A 21,142-nucleotide genomic window follows, 5' to 3' on the forward strand; every position below is an offset into this window, starting at 1 on the left:
GTCATGGGCCTCCACGCAGGATGCAAGCACGGGAGACCGCGTCGACCGCTGACCGGCACAGCTACCCCGGCCAGGTGGGCTAATCACGAACTGCGACCACGTACGTCGTCAGCCGCCGGGTGGAGCACCTCGACTTGCCGCTCTCTGTGCGAGCAGGACGCTTGGGGTAGGTACACGCTTGCTGAAGGGACCCCGATGAGCGCCAATGGTGGAACTGGGGCGGATGCATCCGGTGACAGACGATGGGCGTACGGGTTCCGGGTGGTCCTTGTGGGCCTGGTGGTGGTCCTCGTCGGGTTCCTCGTGGCGCTCTCGAAGGTCGACAGGACGAGCATTTCAGCGGTGTACGCCGGGCTGACAGGAGTCACCGGCACACTCGTCGGCGCGTACTTCGGTCTCCAGGCCGGTCAGTCGGGGCGGGACAGGTCGGACGACGAACGTCAGAAGGCGAACACCCTCGCCGTCCAGCTCGCAGCAGCTGCCCACCCTGACGTGGCAACGCCCATCGTTGGGAAGCCGCCCCAGTAAGGCTCGGGCGCCGTCCTCGACGGACGGCGCCTCATGAACGTGCCGCCGAGCAGCACCACGACCATGCCGAGGACGCGAAGACGGTTCCCCAGAGCATATGAAATCGCCTAGGTTGTTCCAATTAGGATGCAATGGACGGATGTAGATCGCTCCAGGTCCACATCCGATCGCTTGCAGCCCAGCGGGTGAGCGGAGGCGACAGTCGACAGTGGTGAACACCAGAGGTGGCGAAGCGCACAGCACCGACCCGTCCATGCCGCACGTCCCCCATTCGCAGCACCGACCGCAGGGCCTGCGGACCATACCGACCGCACGGCCCTCGGAAACACACCGCATACGGATGCGGCTGCTCGACGCCGTGGACGAGGACCGGCGCGATGTCGAGGTGCTGCTGACCGCGCTCCAGCAGGCGGTGGCCGAGGTGCACGGCCTGGGCGGCATGGTGCACCTCCCGGGCGGCGGCATGAGCGGCATCCTCTACCTGGTCGCCGACAGTGGCCTGCCGGAGTCGATGACCCGGCCCTGGCTGATCATCCCGGTACGCGGCACGGCCCCGCCCAGCAGGGCCGCCCGCAACGACACCATCACCTTTCAGCCCGATCTGGCCCCGCCCGACCCGGTGCCCGGCCGGGACCCCGCCGCCCTGTGGCCCTCGCGGCTCCCGGTCGGCATCGGTCACCTGGCCGTCCCCGTTCCGGGCGGCGGCGGGCGACGCGGCGCGCTCTCCGTCCTCTTCGCCCCGGGCGACGAGCCCGGTGCGGCGGAGTGCGCGTTCCTGGACGAGGTGGCGGCCTGGATGTCCGGGAGGCTCGCGTCGTCCGGGATCCTCAATCCGTCCCCCACCCTGCTGCGCGCCCTGGAGAACGAGCCAGGACCGCGGGAGGCCGCCCCTCCGTGGGACGTGGAAGGGATGCCCTCCGTCACGTACACCTGGGACCTGCGCACCGGCGAGCTGACCTCCGACCGGCCCGTCGAGGAGGTGCTGGCCGGCATCGATCCCGCGGTGATGAGCGGTGGCATCGAGGCGTGGGCGGCGCTGATCCACCCGGACGACCTGCCGGCGGCGGTAGCCGGTTTCGATACGGGCATCCAGCTCCGCGGCGGCTTCCAGAACGAGTACCGGGTCCGGCGGCAGGACGGCACGTACGTCTGGATCGAGGCCCGTGCCCGGACGGTCACGGACGACGACGGGGCGCCGGTGAAGGTGATCGGCACCCTCCGGGACAGCAGCGAAACGCATGCCGCCGCCGAGTCGGTGGGGCGGGCGCTGCAACACATGAGCGACGGCTTCGTCGCCCTGGACGCGGACTGGCGCATCGGATTTCTCAATCAGGCCGCCGAGCGGTTCCTCGGCGCCGCGGGAGACGTGGCCGGAGCCCTGCTCTGGAACATCCCCGCGGTGCGTGCCGTGCCGGGGCTGGAGCAACAGTGCCGGGTGACGGCGGCCGAGGGCCGGCCGACCGGATTCGACGTACCGGGGCCGGACGGGACATCCTGGTACCACCTGCGGCTGGTGCCGGTACCGGAAGGTCTCACGCTCTACATCACCGACACCACCGAGCGGCATCTGCGCGAGGCCGAGCGGGCCGCCGCGGAGCGGGCGTCCGCGGAGCGGGCGGCCCTGGTGCAGCGGATCACGCGGGAGCTGGCCGAGGCTGTCACGGCCCAGGACGTGATGGCGGCGGTGGCCGACGGCGTGATGACACCCCTAGGGGCCACCGGACTCATCATGCTCGGCGCGGTCGACGACCGGCTCACCGTGGTCGGCTCCCGGGGGTATGCGGAGCGCTTCACCCGACTGCTGGACGGGCACTGGACGGTCCGGGACGCCATGAACACCGTGAACCCGGTGGGAGACGCCCTGCACAGCCGCACCCCCCTCTGCATCTCCTCCCCGGAGGAGTTCCTGAGGCGTTACCCGGGGACCGGGACCCTGATCCGGGAGGACGACAAGCAGGCGTGGGCCTTTCTGCCGCTGGCGGTGTCCGGGCGCGAGATCGGCGCGGCGGTGATCTCCTTCGGCCGACCGCGGGTGCTGGACGACGACGAACGAACGCTGCTGACCGCGCTCAGCGGACTGATCGCGCAGGCCCTGGAGCGAGCCGGGCTCTACGACGAGGCGACGACCCGGGCCCGCACCCTCCAGCGCAGCCTGCTGCCGCAGGCACTGCCCGAGCTGCCCGCGGTGACGACGGCGGCGCGCTACCAGCCGGCCAAGCAGGGAGCCGACGTCGGCGGCGACTGGTACGACGTCATCCCGCTCTCCGCGGCCCGCGTGGCGCTCGTGATCGGCGACGTCATGGGCCACGGCATGGCCGAGGCCGCCACCATGGGCGCGCTCCGCACCGCCGTCCGCACCCTCTCGGAGCTGGAGCTGCCGCCCGACGAAATCCTCGGCCACCTCAACGACATCGTCGGCGAGCTGGGCACCGATGCCTTCGCGACCTGTCTGTACGGCATCTACGACCCGGTGACCCGGCATCTGTCGTACGCCAGCGCCGGTCAGCCGCCCCCGGCGGTGGCCCACCCCGACGGCACCGTCACCTTCCTGTCCATGACCCCGGACCCGCCACTGGGGGTGGCCGCGCCGCCCTTCGAAATCCTCGAAACCGTGCTGCCCGCCGACAGCCTGCTCGCCCTCTACAGCGACGGCCTGGTCGAGAGCAAGGACAGGGATGTCACCACCGGCATGAACCACCTGGCCGAGCTCCTCTTCCGGTCCGTGAACGCCATGCCGGCCTCACCGGCGGACGCGTCCGACCTGGATGCCCTCTGCGCGAGCCTCACCTCCGCTCTCCTCCCCGCCCACGGCGCGCTGACCGACGACGCCGCCCTGCTGCTGGCCCGCACCCACCCGTTGGACGCGGAGAACGTCGCCGAGTGGCCGTTGCCGGAGGACCCGGTGGCGGCGGGCCGGGCCCGTGAGCTGGTCCGCGCCCAGCTCACCGACTGGGACCTGACCGACGAGGACCTGATCATGACCACCGAACTCCTGGTCAGCGAGCTGGTCGGGAACGTCGTCCGGCACGCCTGCGGCCCCATCCGACTGCGCATGCTCCGCAGCCGCGCACTGATCTGCGAGGTCTCCGACGCCAGCCTGACCACGCCGCACATCCGCCACACCTCCGCCACCGACGAGGGCGGCCGGGGCCTGCAGCTCATCTCCGCGCTCTGCCAGCGCTGGGGCACCCGCCACACCCGCACCGGCAAGTCCATCTGGACCGAACAGCCCCTCCCTGCCGCCCCGGTCTGATCCACCCGCCGGCCCGCTTTCCCGGTTCCCTCACGTCGTGGTGTGCCATCCGGGTTCCAGAGCGTCGAGGAGGGCGTGGAAGGCCTGGCCGGCCCGGTCCCAGTGGTCGTCCGCCAGCGGGGCGACCAGGAGGCCGAAGGCGGCGTCGGTCAGGAGGGTGGCCTGTGTCCGGGCCCGGTCCTGGGCCATGCCGAAGTCCCGCAGGACGGAGGTGAGCAGGTCCGTCCATTCGGTGACGATGTCGCGCATGACGGGCCCGTAGCGGTCCGGGTGAAGCACGCTGACGCTCAGGATCTCGAAGTAGAGAGGGAGCATGGCGCGCATGTCGGGGTCGCTGAATTGCCGCCACACCTCCTCCATGAAGCGGCGCAGGCCCGCGGGGTCCGTGGGCGAGCCGATGGTCTCCAGCAGGTCGCGGGTGCGCAGGAGGGGGCGGCGCTCGTAGATCTCGAGGGCCTCGACGATCATCCGTTCCTTGGTGCCGAAGTGGTAGATGAGCATGCGGTCGCTGGTGCCCACGGCCTTGGCCAGCGGGCGCAGGGAGAGATCGGCGAGGCCGTTGCGCATCACGTACGCGCGGACCCGGTCGAGAAGGTCGCGTCGCTTGGCTGGATCGGGCGGGCGAGGCATGGGGCTCCCGGATGTGTGAGGGCCGGAGTTGAAGCTGTCCGGTATGGGAGTTTTTAGTCAGGTCTTTACTGTAGCGGTGATTACGTCTATATTTTAGGTGTAGCGATTGCTACGTGTAAGAGCCCGGCGTATGCCCGGCACGTTCATCGGCGGATCGTCCGACCGCCCGCTTGGAAGGGACTGATTCCCATGGCCACCTGGGCCATCGGCTACCCCATCGCCTTTCGCCGGGGAGGGCGGTCCGCTCGTGCCGCCGCACCCTCGTGGCTCGCCAGGCAGTGGGCGCTGTGGTCCCGCACGCTCGCGCCGCTGCAACCGCTGGACGCGCCGCGCGGTCGCGCCACCGCCTGGGACGCCTCCTGGCCTCTGCAGCGGGAACTGACCTCCGTGCGCCGGGCCCGCCGGTTGGTGACGGCGCAACTGAGCGACTGGGCTCTGGGCGACCTGGCCGACACCGCCGAGCTACTGGTGAGCGAACTGGTCACCAACGCCCTGCGTCATACGCGCGGCCCGCTCAGGCTCAACCTCCGGCTGCGCCACTCCCGGCTGTTGTGCGAGGTCGAGGACACCGAGTCCACCTGCCCCGCGCTCAACGTCGTCGACTCGGACGCGGAGGGTGGCCGGGGCATCGAGCTCCTCGACCTGCTCGCCGATGCCTGGGGCAGCATGCGGACCCCCACCGGCAAGACCATGTGGTTCGAGCTGCAAGCCACGAACGGTCTGCGCGGGACGCAAGCACCGTGATGAAGGTGGCTCGAGGAAGCCGCCCGATGCGGAACGCCCTGGCCGACCCGCCCGAGCAGTACGGGCCGTGGAAGGCGTCCACACCTGACTGCGCGGCCTGAGCGCCTTCAGCCGCGCCGTCCGACGCCGGCCGCGTGGGGGGCGGGTTCGTCGTCGGGGGCGGGGTGCCATTCGACCAGGACGATGGTGGCGTCGTCGCGGAGCCGGCCCTGGTGGTGGTCGAGGATGGTGTGGATCAGGCGCCTGAGTGCTTCAGGGGCGGGTTCGCCGGCTGACAACGAGCGGGTGACGAAGTCGGCCAGGCGTTGCTCACCGAACAGTTCCCCGGTCTGGGACCGGGCCTCGGTGACGCCGTCGGTGTGGATCAGGATGCGGTCACCGGGTTCCAGCTGGGCACGGTGGACGGTGAGTGTGTCGCGATTGCCGGGTCCGAGGCCCAGCGGTAGCTGACTGGGGGCCTCCAGGGCCTGGGGGATGACGTGGTGTCCGCGTATCAGCAGCGGCGGGGGGTGACCGCAGTTGACCCAGCTCAGCCGCCCGCTGTCGAGGTCGAGTTCGGCGAAGACGCCGGTGAGTATGCGGTCGGGCAGCCAGTGATCGAGTTCGGCGTCGACCTGCTCGGCGATGTCGGTGAGTGTGCCGTCGGCCAGGCGGGTGGCGCGGCAGGTGGCCAGCGCGACCGCGGAACACAGCCCGGAGGCGAGGTCGTGGCCCATGGCGTCGACGACGGTCAGGTACAGCCGGGAGTCGTGCAGGCCGTGGTCGAACGCGTCGCCGCCGACCTCGTACGCGGGCTCCATCACCGCGGTGGAGGTGACCTGGTGGGTACCCAGAGTGCGCGGGGGCAGGAACGACCAGACCATCTCGGCAGCGGTCGTCATCGGCCGCTGTCGCGTGGTCAGGGCGTACAGATCGCTGAACCCGCTCTTGCCGACCACGATGACCGCGGCGACCGAGGCCAGGATCTCCGCATGGTGGAGCAGCCGAGCGGTCAGCCGGCCCGCGGTCACCTGAAGCACGCCGATCCGCTCCACGCCGTCGACCAGCGGCAGCCACAGGGTCGGCACCCCGTGCCGTGACAGCCGCACCGATTCCTTTCTGTACGCCCATCCGGCCACGGTGCCCTCGATGGGGATCGGCTCCACGGTCCCGCCGCCCGACGTGCCGGGACTGCGGGGCAGCGGCACCAGCAGCCTTTGCTGGACATCGGCCAGATACAGGAGCGCCGCGTCCATGCCCAGGGCTTGGGCCGCGGCGTCCACGAGCCCGGCGACCTCCAGCGGCGTCGCCCGGTGCGACCGCGCCACCAGGTCGGCGAGCACCTCACCGAGCAGGTCCGCCATGACCGCCGTCCGCCCACGAGCCCCGCATGCTCATGGCCTCACCGTCGGATCATGCGGTCGCACCCCGCTTCGAGTGGTCGCGCGCACCGAGGTGAGCGAGGCACTCGATCGGGTGGGCGGCTGTCACGTCAACCGTCACCCTGATCGATCTGCAGATGGATCGGACCGCGAAGAACGGGGCTGCGCCGGTACGGCGGTGGGTCGGTGACCAGGCTGGGCCGGTCGAGGCGGCGTACCAGTTCGGTCAGCGCGATCTGGGTTTCCCGTCGGGCCAGCGGGCCGCCGAAGCACAGGTGGATGCCGCTGCCGAAGCCGAGGTGCCGGTTGTCCCGCCGGTCGGGGTCGAAGCGGTCGGGATCGTGGAAGCGGTTCGGGTCGCGGCTGCCCGAGGCCAGCATGAGCAGGATCCGCGAGCCCTTGGGGATGACCGCCTCCGCGACGGTGATGTCGCTGAAGGCCGCCCGCCACGGAATGATGTGCACGGGAGGCTCGTAGCGCAGCAGTTCTTCGACCAGCGGGACGACCACGCCCGGTTCGTCGCGCAGTCGCTGCAGCACCTGCGGGTGGCGCAGCAGGGTCAGCATGCCGTTGGTGATGAGGTTGACCGTGGTCTCGTGGCCGGCGATCAGCAGCAGGTTGGCAGTGGCGACGATCTCGTCGTCGGTCATCCGCCCGTCCGGCCCGTCATCGTTGGCCAGCCGTGACAGCAGGTCGTCACCCGGCCGGCCGTGGCGTTGCTCCACCAGCCCGCCGAGGTACTCGCGCAAGTCCTGGCTGGCCTGCTGGCCGTTCGTCAGTTTCTCCTTCGGGTCGGTCTTGGGGTTGTAGTCGATCGACTCGATGATGTCGTTCACCCACAGGTGGAACCTCGGTTCGTCCTCGCGTGGCACGCCGAGCAGGTGGCAGATCACGGTGACGGGGAATGGGTAGGCGAAGTCGTCGACGATGTCGATCCGCTCTTTGCCGGCGAAGTCGTCGATGAGGCTGCCGACGGTGGCGGTCAGGTCGGGTTCCATGCCGGCCACCAGCCCCGGGGTGTGCGGGGGGCCGAAGTGGCGCATCGCCATGCGCCGCAGGCGGTCGTGTTCGGGCGGGTCGAGGTTGATGAACGCCGGTGTGCCGGGTCTCTCGAACGCCTCCATCGGATGCGACAGATTGCGGACGTCGGAGCTCAGGTGCGGGTTGTGCAGGATGTCCGCGAGCTCGCGGTAGGTGCTGATGACGTAGCTGCCGTCCTCCTGCAGAGCCACCGGCGTCTCGCGCAGCTCCGCGTAGAGCGGGTACGGGTCGGCCCGGGAGGAGTAGTCGAGGATCCGGAGCAGCGTGTCGGGCGTCTCGGTCGTGGTCATCTCGCTCTCCCTCCTACCGGTGCTGCTGCACGGACGTCACGCGCCGCTCGCTCGGGTCGTGGCCGGTGACGACCACGGTGGCGCCCTGGGCGAGCAGCTCGGGGCCGGGGAAGTCGACGGGCACGGGTTTCGTGTCGGCCGGCTGGTCGGGCGTGGGGCAGGGCGGCGGGAAGGGCGCGGCCGTCTCGATCAGCTGTCGGTAGTGGTCCAGCCACTTCGCGTTGTTGAAGCTCACGGCCGCGGTGACGCGGCCCCGGTAGCCGTACGCGGCGACGAAGCGGCGGTCGGACACCGATCCCTGGGCGACGACCACCTCGTCGGCGAAGGTCGGCACGCCGACGGACTTGATGTTGGCGCCGAACTGGATCGACCAGAACACGGGGATGGACAGGTGGGGCCAGCGGTCCGCCTGCCCACTGACCATGTTGTGCGCCGCGACCTCGGCCTGCTCCACGGCGTTGGCCCAGTGCTCCAGCGAGATGAGCCGGTACTCGTAGATCGGGTTCGGGCAGCGTGCCACGTCTCCGGCGACGAAGACGTCGTCGGTGATCAGGCCGTTGAGGTCGAGGGCGCGGCAGCCCGTGTCGCAGGCGATTCCCCAGACACCTGCCGCCAGTCCCGAGTCCCGCAGCCACTCGGTGTTGCGGATGCCCCCGAGCGCCACCACCGCCACGTCGGCGTCGATCGTGCTGCCGTCGTCGAAGTGGGCACGGCGGAACCGCCCCTGGGCGTCGCCCTCCAGCCGGGTGACCTTGACTCCGCAGCGCAGGTCGACACCGTGAGCGCGCTGCATGTCGGCCGCGATCTCACCGATCATGGCACCGAGCGCCCCGACCAGCGGGGCAGGCGCGAGTTCGGCGACGGTCACCGGGATGTCGCGCTCGCGGCAGATGGAGGCGATCTCGGAGCCGGTGAATCCCGCACCGATGACCAGTACGCGGGAGGGCCCGGCGGCGAGGGCTCGCTGCAGACCCTCGGCGTGCTCGCGCGTGCGTACGACGAACACTCCGTCCAGGGCCGCCTCGCTCGCGACGAACCACGGCCGGGCCCGTACCCCGGTGGAGATCAGCACCCGGTCGAAGGGAATCTCGCGTCCGTCGGCGAGACGCACGTGGTCGGTTGCCAGGTCCAGCCCGCTGGCGGGCACGCCCAGCAGCCACTCCGCATTGATGTCACGGCGTCGCGGCAGTTTGGTGCCGTCGGCCGGCACCCACCCGGTCAGTACCTGCTTGGACAGGGGAGGCCGGTCGTAGGGCTCGCCCAGCTCGTCACCGATCATGGTCAACGATCCGGTGAAACCCTCGTCGCGCAGAGCCTCCGCGGCCCGCAGTCCCGCCAGTGACGCCCCGACGACCACGATGCGGCCATCGCGCTTGAACGCGCGCAGGTTGTCGGCGCTCGTCATGACTTCGACGCCTCCACCGGTACGTCCCGGCCCTCCAGCTGGTCGACCAGAATCGCTTGGACCGGGCAGGCCGCCGCGGCGCGCAGCACCTGGTCGCGCCGGGAGTCGTCGGGGTTCGGGTCGTACATCAGTGCTTCCTCGCCGTGCATCCGGAACGCGTCCGGAGCGAGGAACGCGCACTGCGCGTACCCCTCACATCGGGAAAGGTCCACGACAATTCTCATCCCGGCCTCCACAGGGACTGCAGGCTGCGGACCCTGAAGCCGGTGCCACTCCGGCACGCGAAGCGCGAGACAGGCGCGAGAGAAGGAATTCGGCAGTCGCCCACCCCTGGAAAGGGCGAGGGGCACCACGCTCGTCGGGTCTCAACAGAAACAACTGAACGTCGCGCATAGGCGACCGGCGTCAGTAAAACCGCCCAGAGAACCTGACCTTGTCGTCAAAAGCCTATCCCGCATGCACATCACCTGCACCCGGGGAACCAGAGCATCCGTGAGCGCCATTCACTCGCATGCCGCGCGCCCATGCGGCACGGACCGTGCGCTGTCGTCGATTCTTTACGCATGGGTCAAGTGCTGGGTGATGTTCTGGGGTTGGCGGCCGGCGTCGCCGTCAGTCCGCTTCCGATCATCGCCCTCATCATTGTGCTGGCAACGCCCCAGGGACGTGTCAACGGACTGGTGTTCACCACCGGCTGGGTGGTGGGTCTGTCGGCCTTGGGCGCGGTGATTCTGGTCATCGGCGGCCAGGGGAGTGCCACCACCCACGGACAGCCGGCCGACTGGGTGGGGGCTCTCAAGCTCGCGTTGGGCGTGGCGCTGGCTCTTTTCGCGGTGAAGCTGTGGCGTCATCGCCCTGCCGATGCCACGCAGGCGCAGTTTCCGAAATGGATGGCGGCGATCGACCGCTTCACGCCGCTGAAGATCTTCCTTCTCGCCCTCCTGCTGTCGGCAGGCAACCTGAAGAACGCCCCGCTGACCATTGCCGCGGCAGCGTCCATCAGCTCGTCGGGGCTGCCGGTCGCAGAGCAGATCGCCACGCTCGCGATCTTCGTCTTCATCGCTTCCATCGGGCTGCTGACTCCGCTGGGGGTCTTCCTGGTCATGGGTGAACGGGCGAAGAACTTGCTGGGCAACTGGAAGGAATGGGCGGCGCGGCACAACACGGCCGTCATGGCGGTTCTGTTCTTCGTGTTCGGGCTGAAGCTGCTGGGGGACGGCATCGCCGTTCTGGTTTCCTGACCTTGTCGGCGTCGGCTCAGCCGTCGCCGGAGCCCGGGCCATGGAGTGCGGCGATGTCCTGGGACGTCGCCCACCGGCTGTAGGTGGGCGACTGGGGCCAGCCTTCAGGCGAGTCCTGCCATTCCTCCTGCCGCCCGTACGGCAGGACATCGATCAGCGCGAAGGTGTGACTGAGCTGCTCGGTGCCCCGACCGTTCGTGTGCCAGGTGCGGTAGACGGTCTCGCCGTCGCGCAGGAACACGTTGACCGCGAATCCTCCGTCGGGCGGTGCGCCGACGTCGGCCCCGAACGAGCTGTCGGCAGTCGAGTACCACGCCATCCGGTTGCCGACCCGCTGCTTGTAGGCGAGTGCCTCTTCGATCGGGCCCTGGGTGACGACGACGAATCGCGCGTCGTAGTTGTCCAGGAACTCCAGGCGGGTGTACTGGGAGGTGTACCCCGTGCAGCCCGAGCACTGCCATTCCTTGCCGGCGAACCACATGTGGTTGTAGACGATCAGTTGCCTCTTGCCTTCGAAGATGTCCGCCAGCCGCACGGGGCCGTCCTCGCCCTCGAGGATGTATTCGGGCATCTCGACCATCGGCAGGCGACGACGCTCGGCGGCGATGGCGTCGAGCTCCCGCGTCGCGGCCTTTTCCCGGGCGCGCAGTGCCTCGAGCCGGTGCTCCCAGGCTGCGGCGTCGACGACGGGCGGTAGTGCGTGGGTGGTCATGGTCCCCTCACAGAGTTCGTGCGCAGCTTTCGCTTGTGCAGAGGCAGACCCCACCGAGCCGCGGAACTCATCGGTCGCCGGCCGACTTCTCGATTACCTTGTCGAGGGCTCCATGGCTGGTCCCGTTGTGCGAACAGCCCCGGCTATGCGTCTCTCTGCAGGATGTACGTGCTGCGCGAGTCCGGGTCGCCGAAGAAGAAGTAGAGCTCGAGTGCCTTCTCGTCGTTGCGCCGCAACTCGAATGTCCAGGTGTAGGTCTTGGGGGGCTGGGGGCGGTCCGTCGTCGGGGCGGGCGGGTCGTCCGGCTCCGGTGCTCGTGTCGCCACCGCCGTGCGTGCGGTGAGAGTCAGTAGGACGTGCTGGCCGTCGTTCCACCCGGTCCGCTGGTCGGTCAGCTTCCAGGTTCCGGCGCCTGTCAGGCGCCACCTGTCGTCGAAGTCCCATTCCTGTCCGTCCAGGAGACGGATGTCGGCCTTGCCGTCGGGCCGGAAGGCGATGTTCGTCCGGTCGTAGCCGGTCCATGACCCCGCTACTTCTGCCCGCTTCACGTCATGCAGCGCCGGAACGTCGTCATACATGTGGGGACTGCATCCCGTGAGTGCGAGCAGGCAGGCGGCGAACATTGCGCGCCGCCCTCGGGTGAGGCCGGATGAGTGGCGCAGCACCAGTCCCCCAAAGAAACAGCAGCATCAAAGACGGCCGTGATTCGACGGCTTGCCGGTCGCGGCCCCGTCATGCTGGCACCGTTTCTGAACATGTTCAACTCTGGTGCGTGGGTGTCTCCTCCTCTGCCGGCGTACCGCGGCCGATGGTCATCGACCAGCGCACGGATGAGGGAGCCTCGACGGAGACGATGCCGCTGCGATCCACGCCGCTGACAGCCAGCTGGTTGTAGGTGGTGCCGACCTGGTCGGCGAGGCACTCCAGCGGGAAGGAGGCGCGCACGGGCCGCACGGCGACCTTGATCTTGCCTGCGCCTTGGCAGCGGACCGCGACGATCAGCGCGTCCCCCTTCCTCCCCTTGCCGAAGGCGAGGCTCGCGTTGCCGGTGGTCGCCTTCCGGCGGCCGGCGAGTGTCTCGTCGTCGTCCAGTTCCGGGGGCGTTTGGACGGACGGCTGTGCACTGCTGCCCGGAGTGGCCGTCACCTCTGCCGAACTCGGCTCGGACGAACGTGTGGGCCACGCGGGCTTCTTGGCCTCCGTGTGGTCCGAGGTGCAGCCGGTGAGCGGAGCGAGCAGCGCGGCACACACGATGCTCAGTCCTGCGAGGGTTCGCGAGGCCGTCGTCTTGGGCATGTGCATGACATTTCTTCCTTGGTCCAGGGTGACGCGCCGGGATCGATTGGTCACTTGCGGCTGATCATGTCAGCGGCGAGGGGCGGCTTGTCGGCCTCCGTGGATCTTCTGAGCAAGATGTGAGCTTCGCATGGCACGTCGAGCACGGAGTCCGGGTTGCCCGACCGGCCCCGCAGGATGCACCTCCGTCAGGCCTGGTGTGCCTGCGCGCGCCGGTGGCACAGTTGGTCCTCCTGGGCGAGTCGGCGCAGCGCGTGGAGGAATCAGGACCCGGCGGTGACGCCCCCCGCGCTGTTGCGAAGGGCACTGGCCCGGCGTTGGAATCAAGTGTGAGGCACTTTGGCGGCGTCGAGCCCGTCGGCCGCCCTGCGCCCGGGACGGGAGCCGGCCGGAAAGGGCTCAGGAGCAACGCCCTGGGCATGTTCTCCTCGGTGGCCATGGGCCTGGCCTCCACCGGCCCGGCGTACAGCATCGCCGCCACGCTGGGCATCATCGTGGCCGGGGTCGGACTGCAGGCCCCGATCGTCACCATGCTGGCCTTCGTCCCGATGCTGCTGGTCGCGTCCGCCTTCCGGGAGCTCAACGCGAGCAACGCCGACTGCGGGACCACCTTCACCTGGGCCACCCGCGCCTTCGGGCCGCGCACCGGCTGGATGGGCGGCTGGGGCATCATCGTCGCCGACATCATCGTCATGGTGAACCTCGCCGAGATCGCCGGTGTCTACGGCTTCCGGCTGGTGGGCCTGGACGCGCTGGGGGAGAGCCGGCTGTGGACCACGGTGGCCGGCATCGTCTGGATCGCCGTGCTGACCGCGATCTGCTACGTGGGCATCGAGGTCTCGGCGGCCGTCCAGCGCTGGCTGCTGTGCCTGGAAGTGCTGATGCTGATCCTGTTCGCCGTCGCCGCGCTGGTCAGGGTCTACACCGATCCTCCCGCGACGGCGATCCACATCTCCGCCTCCTGGTTCAACCCCTTCGAGGTGTCCTCGGCACGGGCCCTGACCTCGGGCGTCCTCGCGGGCGTCTTCATCTACTGGGGATGGGACACCGCCTTCTCGGTCAACGAGGAGACCGTCGACAGCACGCGCGTCCCCGGGCGCGCCGCGGTCCTGTCCATCGTGCTGCTCCTGGTCGTGTACGGGTTGGTGTCCACGTCGTCGCAGGCGTTCGCGGGAGTCGGCACCTCGGGCATCGGGCTCGGCAACCCGGACAACTCGGACGACGTGTTCTCCGGACTGGGCGATGCCGTCTTCGGGAGCCGTGAAACGGGGCTGGCCCTGTCGAGACTGCTGACCCTGATGGTGCTGACCTCGGCGCTGGCCTCCGCCCAGACCACCATCCTGCCCCTGGCCAGGACCGTCTTCTCCATGGCGGTCCACAAGGCCGTCCCCGCCCGGTTCGCCCGCATCCACCGCAGGTTTCTCACCCCGACCTGGGGGACCATCGGCATGGGAGCGGTCTCGATCGCCCTGCTGGTCCTGCTGACGTCGTTCAGCCGGAACATCGTGGCCGACTCGATCGACTCGGTCGGGCTCGCGATCGCGTTCCAGTACGGACTGACCGGCTTCGCCTGCCTCTGGTACTACCGCAAGGTCCTCACCCGCAGCGTCCGGGACATGGTCTTCAAGGGAGTGTTCCCGGCGCTCGGCGGGCTGATCATGCTCCTGCTGTTCCTGTACGCCACCTTCGGCGTCTACGCGAACCCGCGGTACGGCTCGACCAGCGTCGACCTGCCACTGATCGGACCGACCGGCGGGGTCACCGTCCTGGGCCTCGGCGCCCTGCTGATCGGTGTCCTGCTGATGCCGGTGGTCACCCGTGGTCACACGGTGGCCCTCAAACTCCAGCGGAGCCTGCTGCCGCGCCACCTGCCGGCGCACACCGCCGTCGACTCGGCGAGCCGCTACCAGCCCGCCGACAGCGGGTCCGGGGTGGGCGGCGACTGGTACGACGTCATCCCCCTGTCGGGCAGCCGGGTCGGCCTGGTCGTCGGGGACGTGCTCGGTCACGGCATGCGCGCCGCGGCGACCATGGGGCAGCTGCGCACGGGGGTACGCGTCCTGGCCCGCCTGGACCTGAGCCCGGACGAGCTGCTGTCCCGCCTGGGCGACCTCGCCGAGCAGACCGCGGGCGAGCGCGGGACCGGACACGGTCCCGGCCACCTGAGGCCGCGGGCCGCCGCGGTGCTGGGCGTGGCCTGCCTGTACGCGGTGTACGACCCCGCTTCGGGAAAGTGCCGCCTGGCGCGGGCCGGGGACTCGGTGCTGGCGGCCGTCGTACCGCACCCGGGTGTCGTCGAGTGTCCGGAACTGCCGTCCGGGCCGCCGCTGGGAGTCAGTGGCCCGCCCTACCAGAGCACGGAACTGGAGTTCCCGCAGGGCAGTGTCGTCGCCCTCTTCACGGGCGGCCTCCTCCAGGCGGCCGACGACCGGGCCGCCGGGCTCGCGCAGCTGTCCCAGGTGCTCGCCGGCGACTGCAGGTCCCTGCAAGGGCTGTGCGACAGGGTGGTGGACACCCTGCTGCCCGGGGCGGTGGACGTGGACGCGACGCTGCTCACGGTCCGCACCCGCATGCTCGACCGGAACCAGTTCGCCCAGTGGGCACTGGTCTCGGACCCGGCGGAGGTGGCCACCATCCGCGCCGCCGTCGCGAAGCAGCTGGGCGACTGGGGGCTGGACGATCTGGTGTTCACCACCGAGCTGATCGTCAGCGAACTGGTCACCAACGCCATCCGCTACGCCGGCGGCGGTCCGATCCAGGTACGCCTGATCCGCGACCGGAACCTGATCTGCGAGGTCTCCGACACCGGCCACACCACGCCCAATCTGAAGCACGCGGAGAACGACGACGAGGGAGGCCGGGGCCTGTTCATCATCGCCCAGATGACCCACCACTGGGGCACGCGCTACACCCCGACCGGCAAGACGATCTGGACCGAGCAGGACCTGCAGCCGACGGACGGCCGGTAGCGCCTCCCGCGCACCCCGCCCTCGCTCGTCGGCTGCCTCGCCGGAGCAACCACCCGCGGAGGGTGAGGCCGCCCCCGCAGATCGGTTCGATCCTGTCGGGAAGGCGACCCGGCGCGAGGCCGGGCCGGCGGGTCGGGCCAGGGTGGAAGGCGGGCGGACGATGGCCGACGACATGGCCGAACGCATAGCGGAGTTCATCAGGCCTCTGCGGGTCGAGCCCGGCAGGAAGGTGCATCTGGCGGACGACTTCGATCCCGGTTACAAGGCGGGCATCCACAGGAAGAAGGAGGGCGTGGAGCTGCTCCGCACCGGTGTCGAGCTGCTCGCCGACTACCAGCGGCGGCTGGCGGCCCAGGACACCTATGGAGTGCTGGTGTGCCTGCAGGCGCTGGACGCCGGCGGCAAGGACGGGACGATCCGTCACGTGATGAGTGGAGTCAATCCGCAGGGTGTGCGGGTGTCCAGCTTCAAGGTGCCCTCGGCCGAGGAGCTCGATCACGACTATCTGTGGCGCTATGCCTGCCGGCTGCCGGGGCGCGGCGAGATCGGCATCTTCAACCGGTCCCACTACGAGGAGGTCCTGGTCGTACGGGTGCACCCGGAGAACCTCGACCGGCAGCGGCTGCCGGACTCGGTGCGCGGCCCGGACGTGTGGGACCGGCGGTACCGGGAGATCAACGACTGGGAGCGCTACCTGACCGACAACGGGTTCCGGATCGTGAAGCTGTTCCTGAACCTGTCGAAGGAGGAGCAGCGCATCCGCTTCCTCAAGCGCATCGACGTTCCCGAGCGCAACTGGAAGTTCTCGCCCGCCGACGTCCGGGAGCGGGCCCGGTGGGACGACTACCAGCGCGCGTTCTCGCAGATGCTGTCCGCCACGAGCACGGAATGGGCGCCCTGGTACGTCGTGCCGGCCGACCGCAAGTGGTTCGCACGCATCTGCGCGGCCGCGGTGCTGGCGCACACGCTGATCGAGATCGATCCCCGGTACCCGCAGGTCAGTGAGGAGACCCGGCGTGGCCTGGCCGAGGTCAGGCGGGAACTGGAGCGCGAGGCACCCAAGGGTGCCGCGCCCGACCCGTACGCCGTATCGGTTCCCAAAGGCGAATCCGGCAACGGGAAGCCCGGCAGGAAGGGCAAGCACTCCGGCGGGAACGGCTGACGGGAACGGCTGACGGGAACGGCTGAGAGGAAGCGCGCGCCATGACCGCACAGACGGATGCCCCGCACGAGGGGGCGACGGACGACCGGGCCTGGTACGCGCGCTCCGCGGAGGAGGTCGCCGCCGGGTTCGAGGTGGATCCGGCCGTGGGGCTGTCCTCGGCGAGGGCCGCGGAGCTGCTGCGGGCGAACGGTCCGAACGCGCTGCCGGAGGAGAAACCCCTGCCGGGCTGGCGCCGCTATCTGGCCCAGTACCGCAGCTACATGCAACTGGTCCTGGTCGCCGCCGCCGTGGTGTCGTTCCTGATCGCGGAGTGGAACACGGGCATCCTGCTGGTCGCGCTGACGGTCCTCAACGCGGTCGTCGGCATGCGGCAGGAGGGCAAGGCGGAGAGCGCCATGAACGCGCTCAAGTCGATGCTCAAGGCGACCGCCCGGGTGCGCCGGGACGGGACGGAGTCCGAGATCCCGGCCGAGGAGGTGGCCGTCGGCGATGTCGTCCTCCTCACCGCCGGGGACGAGGTCCCCGCCGACGGCCGGATCATCGCGGCCAGCGCCCTGCAGATCGACGAGTCGGCGCTGACGGGCGAGAGCGTGCCCGCCGCCAAGGACGCGACGACCCTGGCCGGAGGCGACCTGGGCCCCGGGGACCGGACGAACATGGCGTTCATGAACACGCCGGTCACGCACGGCAGCGCGACGGTGATCGTCACGGCCACGGGCGCCGGCACCGAACTCGGCCGCATCTCCGGGATGCTGTCGGCGACGCCCCGCGAGGCCTCCCCGCTGGACCAGGAGCTCAACCGGCTCACCCTGTGGATCACGGGGGCGGCCGGACTGACGATGATCGTGATGTTCGTCCTGGGACGCAGCCGCGGCGAGGCGTGGGACGTGCTGTTCGTGAGCGCCGTCTCGCTGGCCATCGCCGCCATTCCGGAGGCGCTGCCCACGGTGACCCAGACGATCCTGTCGATCGGCGGGGTCGATCTGGCCCGGCGTCAGGCGATCGTGAAGGACCTGCCGTCGGTGGAGTCGCTGGGGTTCACCTCGGCGATCAACTCCGACAAGACCGGCACGCTCACCATGAACCAGATGACCGTCGTGGAGGTCGTCGATCCCGGCGACCGCTACACCGTCTCCGGCACCGGTTACAGCCTGGAGGGCAAGGTCCAGCACGCCGTCGGCAGCACGCCCGGCATCGAGGACGCGATCCTGCCCTACGTGGTCGCCAGCGACGCCGGGCTCGTGGACGGCAAGGTCGTCGGCGACCCCACCGAGGGCGCCCTGCTGGTGCTCGGCCACAAGGCCGGGCTGGACATCGACGCCACCCGGGAGCGGCTGCCCCGGCTGGCCACGCTGCCGTTCGACCCGTCGTACAAGCTGATGGCCACCTTCCACTCGGCCACGGACGCGGCCGGCCGCCCGGTCGTGCGGTGCTTCGTGAAGGGGGCGGCACCCGCGGTCATGGCCCGGGCCGCCACCGCGCTGCGCGACGGTACGACCGTCCCCTGGGACGCGGAGCTGCGCGAGCGGGCCCAGACACACGTCGAGCGCATGGGCGGCGAGGGGCTGCGGGTGATGGCCGCCGCGCGCCGGGACCTCGACCCGGCCGCCTTCGATCCGGACGGGGACCTGCTCGCCCACGTCACCGACCTGCAGATGACGAGCCTGGTCGGCATGGTCGACCCGCCCCGTGCGGAGTCGCGGGCCGCCGTGGCCGACGCGCAGTCGGCGCACATCCGGGTGCGGATGGTGACCGGCGACGACGTCGTCACGGGCGCCGCCATCGCCCGGCAGCTGGGCATCGAGGGCGAGGCGCTCCTCGGCGCCGAGTTCGCCGCGCTTCCGGAGAGCGAGCGGCTCGCCCGGATCGACGACATCGGGGTGGTCGGCCGCGTCGCCCCCGAACACAAGGTGCTGCTCGCCGACACGCTCAAGAGGAAGGGCGACGTGGTGGCCATGACCGGGGACGGTGTCAACGACGCCCCGGCCATCAAGGCGGCCGACATCGGCATCGCCATGGGCTCCGGCACGGAGGTCGCCAAGAACGCCGGGCGGATGGTGCTGGCCGACGACAACTTCGCGACGATCGTCTTCGCCGTCGAGCAGGGCCGCAAGATCTACGACAACCTCACGAAGTACATCCGCTTCGTCCTCGTGCTCCTCGTGGTGTTCGTCCTGACCTTCCTCGGCGCGACCCTGTTCGACATCGCGGCGGGCGAACCCTTCAGCCCGGCCCAGGTGCTGTGGATACACTTCTTCGTCAACGCGGCCTTCGGCTTCGCGCTCGGCTTCGACCGGCAGAGCCCCGGACTCATGGAGCGCAGACCGCGTCCGCGCGGTGAACCCGTGCTGACCAGGGGCGTGATGATCACGGTCGGGCTGTCCGGGCTGGTGATCACGGTCTTCCTGCTCGCCCTGATCAAGCTCGGCGAGTCGCACTACGGCAGCACCGTCGTCGGCCAGTCCATCGCGTTCACGTCCTTCGCGCTCTGCCTGATCGTGGCCGCGCTCGAATGCCGCAGCGAGACGGAGACCGTCCTGACGACCGCCAGCTTCGACAGCAAGCAGATGAACTGGGCGATGCTCGTGGAGTTCGTCCTCGCGGTGCTGGTCACGCAGATGGACGGCTTCCGGCGGCTGCTGGGCACGACACAGATCAACGTGCGGCAGTTCGGCTGGGCGCTCGTGCCCGCACTGGTGCTGCTCGGGCTGTGGGAGCTCGGCAAGCTCGTCGCCAGGCGGGCCACAAGGACGTGAAAGGCCGTACATGGCGAACCGGCACGCCACCGCATGGGCACGGTCCGGGCTGCGAGCCGTTCCCGGGGTCCGCGCCGTGTCGTCGTACCGACGCGAGTGGCTGGCCAAGGACCTGGTCGCCGGAGTCGTCCTGACGACACTGCTGGTGCCGCAGGGCATGGCGTACGCCGAACTCGCGGGCCTGCCGCCGATCACCGGCCTGTACACGTCGATCCTGTGCCTGCTGGGCTACGCGCTCTGCGGACCGTCCAGGATCCTGGTGCTGGGCCCGGACTCCTCGCTCGGGCCGATGATCGCCGCCACCGTGCTCCCGCTGGCCGGGGCGGGCGCAGACCCCGACCGGGCCGTCGCCCTGGCCTCGATGCTCGCCCTGATGGTCGCGCTCGTGATGATCCTGGCCTCGGTGGCGAGGCTCGGCTTCGTGGCCGACCTGATCTCCAAGCCCACGATGATCGGCTACATGAACGGCCTGGCCCTGACCATCCTGATCGGACAGCTGCCCAAGCTGCTCGGCTTCAAGGTCGAGGCGGACACCCTGATCGGCGAGTGCGTCGGCCTCGTCGAGAAGCTGACCGCCGGGGCGGTCGTACCGGCCGCGGCCGCGGTGGGGGTCGGCGGGGTCGTGCTGCTGCTGGTGCTGCAGCGCCGGCTGCCGAAGGTACCCGCGGTGCTGGTGATGGTGGTGCTGGCGATCGGCGCGGCCGCCGTGTTCGGGCTGGGCGAGCACGGGGTCGGCCTGGTCGGGGTGCTGCCCAAGGGCTTCCCGCCGTTCACCCTGCCCGACGTCCGGCTCGACGACCTCGGGCCGCTGTCCGCGGGCGCCCTGGGCATCGCCGTGGTCTCCCTGGCCGACACCATCTCCAACGCGTCGGCCTTCGCGGCCCGCACCGGGCAGGAGGTCCGGGGCAACCAGGAGATGGCCGGGATCGGGGCGGCCAACCTGGCCGCGGGCTTCTTCCAGGGGTTCCCGGTGAGCACGAGCGGCTCGCGCACGGCCGTGGCCGAACGGGCGGGCGCGCGGACCCAGCTGACCGGGGTCGTCGGCGCGGCCCTGATCGTCCTCATGCTCGTGCTCGTCCCGGGGCTGTTCCGGAACCTGCCCCAGCCCGCGCTGGCCGCCGTGGTCATCGTCGCGTCCCTGTCCCTCGCCGACCTGCCGGGGACCGTACGGCTGTGGCGGCAGCGCCGCGCCGAGTTCCTGCTGTCGCTCGCGGCCTTCGTCGGCGTCGCGTTCCTCGGGGTGCTGCCCGGGATCGCGATCGCGGTCGCCCTGTCCGTCCTGAACGTCTTCCGCCGCGCCTGGTGGCCGTACGACGCCGTGCTGGGCCGGGTGCCCGGACTGGAGGGCTTCCACGACATCCGCTCCTACCCCGGCGCGCAGCGGCTGCCCGGCCTGGTGATCTACCGGTTCGACGCGCCGCTCTTCTTCGCCAACGCCAGGGCCTTCCGCGACCAGGTCCGCCGGCTCGCCCACGGGGACCCGCCGCCGAGCTGGATCGTGGTCGCGGCCGAGCCGATGACCGACGTGGACACCACCGCCGCCGACGTCCTGGAGGACCTCGACCAGGCCCTCAACGCCGAGCACGTCCATCTGGTGTTCGCCGAGCTCAAGGACCCGGTGCGGCGGAAGATCGAACGCTACGGGCTCACCCGCACCATCGACCCGGACCACTTCTTCCCCACGGTCGAGGCCGCCGTCGCCGCCTACCGCCTGCGCACCGGCGCGCAGTGGACCACCGGCGCCGGGTGAC

The 21,142-nt window shown here is 70.2% G+C and carries 16 protein-coding genes; 8 read left to right on the top strand and 8 right to left on the bottom strand.

The features are described from left to right. Nucleotides 1-195 precede the first annotated feature (195 nt). On the top strand, nucleotides 196-528 hold the full coding sequence (locus ACIF83_RS02470) for a hypothetical protein (protein ID WP_399722901.1): 333 nt from the start codon (nucleotides 196-198) through the stop codon (nucleotides 526-528). 340 nt (nucleotides 529-868) lie between these two features. Further along, nucleotides 869-3,781, top strand: coding sequence for a SpoIIE family protein phosphatase (locus ACIF83_RS02475; RefSeq protein WP_399722903.1), 2,913 nt, complete (start codon nucleotides 869-871; stop codon nucleotides 3,779-3,781). A gap of 30 nt (nucleotides 3,782-3,811) precedes the next feature. Here the strand turns inward: ACIF83_RS02475 and ACIF83_RS02480 are convergent, their stop codons facing one another. Next, nucleotides 3,812-4,411, bottom strand: coding sequence for a TetR/AcrR family transcriptional regulator (locus ACIF83_RS02480; protein WP_393465006.1), 600 nt, complete (start codon nucleotides 4,409-4,411; stop codon nucleotides 3,812-3,814). Nucleotides 4,412-4,600: 189 nt separating this feature from the next. Here ACIF83_RS02480 and ACIF83_RS02485 point away from each other — a divergent pair, with 189 nt between their 5' ends. Next, the gene (locus ACIF83_RS02485) at nucleotides 4,601-5,155 is read left to right on the top strand and encodes an ATP-binding protein (RefSeq protein ID WP_399722905.1); all 555 of its coding nucleotides are present in this window, start codon (nucleotides 4,601-4,603) and stop codon (nucleotides 5,153-5,155) included. Nucleotides 5,156-5,262: 107 nt separating this feature from the next. Here ACIF83_RS02485 and ACIF83_RS02490 read toward each other — a convergent pair whose 3' ends face one another. The 4 genes from ACIF83_RS02490 to ACIF83_RS02505 all read right to left on the bottom strand — a co-directional run bounded on the left by ACIF83_RS02490 (nucleotide 5,263) and on the right by ACIF83_RS02505 (nucleotide 9,476). After that, complete coding sequence (locus ACIF83_RS02490; RefSeq protein ID WP_399722907.1) at nucleotides 5,263-6,498, bottom strand: PP2C family protein-serine/threonine phosphatase; 1,236 nt, start codon at nucleotides 6,496-6,498, stop codon at nucleotides 5,263-5,265. A 128-nt stretch (nucleotides 6,499-6,626) separates the two neighbouring features. After that, nucleotides 6,627-7,847 (bottom strand): cytochrome P450, encoded by a 1,221-nt coding sequence (locus ACIF83_RS02495; protein WP_399722909.1) that lies wholly within the window; start codon nucleotides 7,845-7,847, stop codon nucleotides 6,627-6,629. Between the two features lie 13 nt (nucleotides 7,848-7,860). After that, nucleotides 7,861-9,252 (bottom strand): NAD(P)/FAD-dependent oxidoreductase, encoded by a 1,392-nt coding sequence (locus ACIF83_RS02500; RefSeq protein ID WP_393465018.1) that lies wholly within the window; start codon nucleotides 9,250-9,252, stop codon nucleotides 7,861-7,863. Then, nucleotides 9,249-9,476: a ferredoxin gene (locus ACIF83_RS02505; protein ID WP_393465021.1), complete on the bottom strand. Its 228-nt coding sequence runs from the start codon at nucleotides 9,474-9,476 to the stop codon at nucleotides 9,249-9,251. The genes ACIF83_RS02500 and ACIF83_RS02505 overlap by 4 nt, the downstream gene beginning before the upstream one ends. 339 nt (nucleotides 9,477-9,815) lie before the next feature. Here ACIF83_RS02505 and ACIF83_RS02510 point away from each other — a divergent pair, with 339 nt between their 5' ends. Next, the gene (locus tag ACIF83_RS02510; RefSeq protein WP_393465024.1) at nucleotides 9,816-10,493 is read left to right on the top strand and encodes a GAP family protein; all 678 of its coding nucleotides are present in this window, start codon (nucleotides 9,816-9,818) and stop codon (nucleotides 10,491-10,493) included. A gap of 16 nt (nucleotides 10,494-10,509) precedes the next feature. On the opposite strand, the gene ACIF83_RS02515 is transcribed toward ACIF83_RS02510, so the two are convergent. The 3 genes from ACIF83_RS02515 to ACIF83_RS02525 form a co-directional block, all read right to left on the bottom strand. Continuing rightward, a complete protein-coding gene (locus tag ACIF83_RS02515; RefSeq protein WP_398137455.1) occupies nucleotides 10,510-11,205 on the bottom strand; it encodes a DUF899 domain-containing protein in 696 nt (231 codons plus the stop codon). 143 nt (nucleotides 11,206-11,348) lie between these two features. Continuing rightward, nucleotides 11,349-11,783: a hypothetical protein gene (locus tag ACIF83_RS02520; protein ID WP_393465030.1), complete on the bottom strand. Its 435-nt coding sequence runs from the start codon at nucleotides 11,781-11,783 to the stop codon at nucleotides 11,349-11,351. A gap of 181 nt (nucleotides 11,784-11,964) precedes the next feature. Beyond that, on the bottom strand, nucleotides 11,965-12,507 hold the full coding sequence (locus tag ACIF83_RS02525; RefSeq protein WP_399722913.1) for a hypothetical protein: 543 nt from the start codon (nucleotides 12,505-12,507) through the stop codon (nucleotides 11,965-11,967). A 413-nt stretch (nucleotides 12,508-12,920) separates the two neighbouring features. Between ACIF83_RS02525 and ACIF83_RS02530 the strand changes: the two genes are divergently transcribed. The 4 genes from ACIF83_RS02530 (at nucleotide 12,921) to ACIF83_RS02545 (ending at nucleotide 21,141) form a co-directional block, all read left to right on the top strand. Next, the gene (locus ACIF83_RS02530) at nucleotides 12,921-15,470 is read left to right on the top strand and encodes a SpoIIE family protein phosphatase (RefSeq protein ID WP_399722915.1); all 2,550 of its coding nucleotides are present in this window, start codon (nucleotides 12,921-12,923) and stop codon (nucleotides 15,468-15,470) included. 160 nt (nucleotides 15,471-15,630) lie between these two features. Beyond that, nucleotides 15,631-16,632 carry a polyphosphate kinase 2 family protein gene (locus ACIF83_RS02535; protein ID WP_393465039.1) on the top strand — a complete coding sequence of 334 codons (1,002 nt, stop codon included), beginning with the start codon at nucleotides 15,631-15,633 and terminating at the stop codon, nucleotides 16,630-16,632. A gap of 41 nt (nucleotides 16,633-16,673) precedes the next feature. Next, nucleotides 16,674-19,391 carry a cation-translocating P-type ATPase gene (locus ACIF83_RS02540; protein ID WP_393465041.1) on the top strand — a complete coding sequence of 906 codons (2,718 nt, stop codon included), beginning with the start codon at nucleotides 16,674-16,676 and terminating at the stop codon, nucleotides 19,389-19,391. Nucleotides 19,392-19,401: 10 nt separating this feature from the next. Beyond that, nucleotides 19,402-21,141, top strand: a complete 1,740-nt coding sequence (locus tag ACIF83_RS02545; RefSeq protein WP_399722918.1) for a SulP family inorganic anion transporter — start codon at nucleotides 19,402-19,404, stop codon at nucleotides 21,139-21,141. Nucleotide 21,142 lies beyond the last annotated feature (1 nt).

The sequence above is a fragment of the Streptomyces sp. NPDC085866 genome, from assembly GCF_044541035.1.
Classification (GTDB): domain Bacteria; phylum Actinomycetota; class Actinomycetes; order Streptomycetales; family Streptomycetaceae; genus Streptomyces.

Bases quoted from the DNA above. Each gene is read 5' to 3' on its own strand.
- ACIF83_RS02470 (WP_399722901.1), top strand. From the start codon at position 196: ATGAGCGCCAATGGTGGAACTGGGGCGGATGCATCCGGTGACAGACGA.
- ACIF83_RS02500 (WP_393465018.1), bottom strand. From the start codon at position 9,252: ATGACGAGCGCCGACAACCTGCGCGCGTTCAAGCGCGATGGCCGCATC.
- ACIF83_RS02520 (WP_393465030.1), bottom strand. From the start codon at position 11,783: ATGTATGACGACGTTCCGGCGCTGCATGACGTGAAGCGGGCAGAAGTA.
- ACIF83_RS02510 (WP_393465024.1), top strand. From the start codon at position 9,816: ATGGGTCAAGTGCTGGGTGATGTTCTGGGGTTGGCGGCCGGCGTCGCC.
- ACIF83_RS02505 (WP_393465021.1), bottom strand. From the start codon at position 9,476: ATGAGAATTGTCGTGGACCTTTCCCGATGTGAGGGGTACGCGCAGTGC.
- ACIF83_RS02515 (WP_398137455.1), bottom strand. From the start codon at position 11,205: ATGACCACCCACGCACTACCGCCCGTCGTCGACGCCGCAGCCTGGGAG.
- ACIF83_RS02535 (WP_393465039.1), top strand. From the start codon at position 15,631: ATGGCCGACGACATGGCCGAACGCATAGCGGAGTTCATCAGGCCTCTG.
- ACIF83_RS02530 (WP_399722915.1), top strand. From the start codon at position 12,921: ATGTTCTCCTCGGTGGCCATGGGCCTGGCCTCCACCGGCCCGGCGTAC.
- ACIF83_RS02525 (WP_399722913.1), bottom strand. From the start codon at position 12,507: ATGCACATGCCCAAGACGACGGCCTCGCGAACCCTCGCAGGACTGAGC.
- ACIF83_RS02480 (WP_393465006.1), bottom strand. From the start codon at position 4,411: ATGCCTCGCCCGCCCGATCCAGCCAAGCGACGCGACCTTCTCGACCGG.
- ACIF83_RS02495 (WP_399722909.1), bottom strand. From the start codon at position 7,847: ATGACCACGACCGAGACGCCCGACACGCTGCTCCGGATCCTCGACTAC.
- ACIF83_RS02540 (WP_393465041.1), top strand. From the start codon at position 16,674: ATGACCGCACAGACGGATGCCCCGCACGAGGGGGCGACGGACGACCGG.
- ACIF83_RS02485 (WP_399722905.1), top strand. From the start codon at position 4,601: ATGGCCACCTGGGCCATCGGCTACCCCATCGCCTTTCGCCGGGGAGGG.
- ACIF83_RS02545 (WP_399722918.1), top strand. From the start codon at position 19,402: ATGGCGAACCGGCACGCCACCGCATGGGCACGGTCCGGGCTGCGAGCC.
- ACIF83_RS02475 (WP_399722903.1), top strand. From the start codon at position 869: ATGCGGCTGCTCGACGCCGTGGACGAGGACCGGCGCGATGTCGAGGTG.
- ACIF83_RS02490 (WP_399722907.1), bottom strand. From the start codon at position 6,498: ATGGCGGACCTGCTCGGTGAGGTGCTCGCCGACCTGGTGGCGCGGTCG.